Consider the following 3,317-nt stretch of genomic DNA (forward strand, 5'->3'; position numbering starts at 1 on the left):
CTAGCACCCTCAACCATAAAGTCTCCTCATTGACTGGTAATTGATGGATGGCGACGATTCCTGTTTTGAACAGGCTAGGGGAAAAATAAACTCCTTTTCCCCACTCCTCTTTCATCCCCTCTTCCGGTAGGAATGAAGGGGGGATTCCCACGACTTCTTCAATCATTCTCGCCGAAAAAGTAGGCGTTAAAATCCAGAGAACTGGTAGTTCAGCTTCAGTTAGAGTTTTGTTTGTCCGTTTCGCCTTCCTCAAGACCTCGCCATGAACCGCATATAACTTTGAGATGCAGCTGCGAATCTCTACCTCGGAGGGAGGATTACGGAAGGGTTCAAATAAGCAGCAAGTCGCCGCCATTTTAGCGAGTATGCCCAAGGGTAATTCAGTCCTTGATGCTGAACTGGCTGGTTCAAACCAGACATCGATTTCTTGAACTTCACTCTTGACTTTCTTGCTCTTTTTAATCGTCCCTAGAGACGCTAAGAGTTCTTCTAAATATTCCTTGGCAAATTGGTCGTGAATTTGGCGAGTCATTGCAGGGGATAATTAATCCGAGAAAGTGCATTAACAATCTTGTTAGATCATAGCAAGTTTTGAGAATTTATCGGCTCTTCTAGGTTCTGTGTGATAAGTTTAACTTAAGTAGCTGGTTATAATTAAATTAAAAATGGATTTTAGGTTCGATCCCCCCTGCCCCCCTTGATAAGGGGGGTGCCGATCCCCTCTTAATCCCCCCTTGATAAGGGGGGTGTCTGATAACTTTTAACGCCTACCTACTTATATAATAGCGATCGGTCTTTGTGTTCTTTGTGTCTCTGTGGTTCTTCACACTCATTGCTTAAATGCCCCTTCTCAAGTTCCCAGAGCTTAGTCACCAATATTGCGAAAGTGACAGAAAAGGGATAATCTTCCACTCAATTGCCCAAAATAAAGGCTAGAATCGAAATATAGTATCGATCGCTACGGATTTTTCATGAATTACAGAAAATTTTGCTTGGCTTTTTTGCTGTCCCTTATCCTCATCAACACCGGATTAGTTATGCCTAGTTACGCAAACGAAAGAGAATTGAGGACAATTACCGTAACGGGAGAAGGAATAGAAAATATCGCCACTTCTCAAGCAATAGTGCGCTTAGGCGTAGAAATTCAAGGCAAAGAAGCGGGTAAGGTGCAGCGGGAAACCGCCAATCGTAGCGATGCGGTGGTTAAATTTCTCCGTTCCCGTCAAGTGGAAAAATTGGAAACCACTGGCATTAGTTTACAGCCCAATTACGACTTCAGCAACAACCAAAGACGTTTAATCGGTTATATCGGGGCTAATTTGATTAGTTTTCAGGTTGATATAGCCCAAGCGGGGATTTTAATCGATGAAGCGGTCAAAGTCGGGGCAACACGCATCGATGGGGTCAGTTTTACTGCTGGAGAATCAGCGATCGCAGCTGCCCAAAGAACCGCTCTCATCAAAGCCACGGAACAAGCTAGAGAACAGGCTACAATCGTGTTACAAGCCCTCGGTTTAGTGCCGAAAGAAACGGTTTCTATCCAAGTGGGTAATACCAGTAATCCCGTGCCAATAGCCCGCTCAGAAGCGGTTTTTCGGAGTGCCGATGCTGCCAGTAGCCCGGTTATCGGAGGGGAACAAACCCTGCGCGCTGCTGTCACCCTCGAAATTAGCTATTAACATCTGTAGCTAGAGACAACTAACTACACATATCTAACTGCCTCTTGCCTGTTGCCTCATCAAACTTTCGCCCTCATCCGTGAATTATCCCAACTTTTTACCCACTGTTAGGGAGGGATTGAGTGAAGATACCTCCCTTGCTCTCCTCCAAAATATCCAACAAATTGCCATCGATAGCCCCATCTATCCTCGATCGATTCTAACTACCTATAGTCAACAAGGGCAAGGTCAACCGCCTTTTCTTCTCCTGCACGGTTTTGATAGTTCCCTGCTGGAATTTAGGCGTTTACTACCCTTACTCGCCCAAAATAGGGAAACTTGGGCGATAGATCTACTCGGCTTCGGTTTTACTGAGCGATACCCAGATTTACAAGTATCTCCGAAAACTATTAAAAGCCATCTTTACCATTTCTGGCAAACTGCGATCGCAGAACCGATAATTTTAGTCGGTGCTTCCATGGGGGGTGCAGTGGCCCTAGATTTTGCCCTCTCCTACCCGGAAATAGTGGCAAAATTAGTCCTGATTGACAGCGCAGGACTAGCTAACCCCCCAGTTTTGGGTAAATTGATGTTTTCTCCCCTCGATAAGTGGGCAACTAATTTTTTAGCCAATCCCCGCGTGCGTCAAAATATCAGTCGTACTGCCTATTTTGATGCAACTTTGGCCACTGTTGATGCTTGCACCTGTGCCAATCTGCACCTGAATTGTCCCCACTGGAGTGAGGCTTTAATCTCCTTTACCAAAAGTGGCGGTTATGGGGCATTTTTGCCGAAATTAAGCCAAATAAACCGAGAAACGCTGATTATTTGGGGAGAAAACGATCAAATTTTAGGCACAAAAGACGCGAAGATATTTCAGCAGGCCTTACCCAATAATCAACTGGTTTGGATTCCTCGCTGTGGTCATGTTCCCCATCTCGAAAAACCGGAACTTACCGCGGCCGCGATAGTTAAATTTGCGAACTAAAAACTTATAATAGGATTATTTGACCCTATAGTGCCAACTTTTATGAAATTTTTGCCGATCGCTCTCGCTACCTTCAGCCTTCTGAGTTTATCTGTCAATATTCCCCCTACCGTAGCCACACAACAGCTTTTTTGTCGAGGCCGCATGAATAACGGTTGGTCCTATTCAGCAGAATTTATCAATGGACGTTTTGAGCGCATTCGCTGGACGCGCTCCGGTCAACCTCCCCAAGTTTCTAGCCTTAGCTTTAAAAATACCAACAACAAAGGACAGCCGATTTATCGGGGCAGTTTATTCGCCGCAGTCAGTGTCACTCTGATAGACTTATCCAAAGGAGATGTCCGTCCCGGTTCGCAAATTTCCGTGGGAGTGGAAGAATGGGGTTGGTCGCGGGGAAACTGCGGTCTTAACAGTTGACATCCTCGCCGCCCTAAAAGTGCGGCGATTCCTAAACCTCACGATTTAAGTTTCTGCTTCCACCACCGTCGCATACCACAGTTAAAAAACCATGTACTGTCTTACACAGAGTCTACAGACTTTCGCCCCATTTCAGAAGCCCGATTCCGTGTGTCCCACGGTACGTTGACCGCCTATAGCTTCTTGTACTTGTTGCGCGCGACTTTTTACCCGGCCAAGCTTTTCTGGTCGGAACCCCCTAAGCCGAGTTTTCA

3 protein-coding genes and 1 pseudogene are annotated in these 3,317 nt (G+C 45.8%); 3 read left to right on the forward strand and 1 reads right to left on the reverse strand.

The features are described from left to right. Positions 1–532 (reverse strand): annotated as a pseudogene (locus PX484_RS08755) (hypothetical protein); the annotation flags it as partial. A 439-nt stretch (positions 533–971) separates the two neighbouring features. On the opposite strand from PX484_RS08755, the gene PX484_RS08760 reads away from it, so the two are divergent. The 3 genes from PX484_RS08760 to PX484_RS08770 all read left to right on the forward strand — a co-directional run bounded on the left by PX484_RS08760 (position 972) and on the right by PX484_RS08770 (position 3,063). After that, positions 972–1,679: an SIMPL domain-containing protein gene (locus PX484_RS08760; RefSeq protein ID WP_004268195.1), complete on the forward strand. Its 708-nt coding sequence runs from the start codon at positions 972–974 to the stop codon at positions 1,677–1,679. Positions 1,680–1,758: 79 nt separating this feature from the next. Further along, complete coding sequence (locus PX484_RS08765; protein WP_004268196.1) at positions 1,759–2,646, forward strand: alpha/beta fold hydrolase; 888 nt, start codon at positions 1,759–1,761, stop codon at positions 2,644–2,646. Positions 2,647–2,688: 42 nt separating this feature from the next. Further along, complete coding sequence (locus PX484_RS08770) at positions 2,689–3,063, forward strand: hypothetical protein (protein WP_110578215.1); 375 nt, start codon at positions 2,689–2,691, stop codon at positions 3,061–3,063. Positions 3,064–3,317 lie beyond the last annotated feature (254 nt).

This window comes from Microcystis sp. M49636_WE2 (genome assembly GCF_030065375.1).
Lineage (GTDB): Bacteria > Cyanobacteriota > Cyanobacteriia > Cyanobacteriales > Microcystaceae > Microcystis > Microcystis aeruginosa_C.

Bases quoted from the DNA above. Each gene is read 5' to 3' on its own strand.
- PX484_RS08760 (WP_004268195.1), top strand. From the start codon at position 972: ATGAATTACAGAAAATTTTGCTTGGCTTTTTTGCTGTCCCTTATCCTC.
- PX484_RS08770 (WP_110578215.1), top strand. From the start codon at position 2,689: ATGAAATTTTTGCCGATCGCTCTCGCTACCTTCAGCCTTCTGAGTTTA.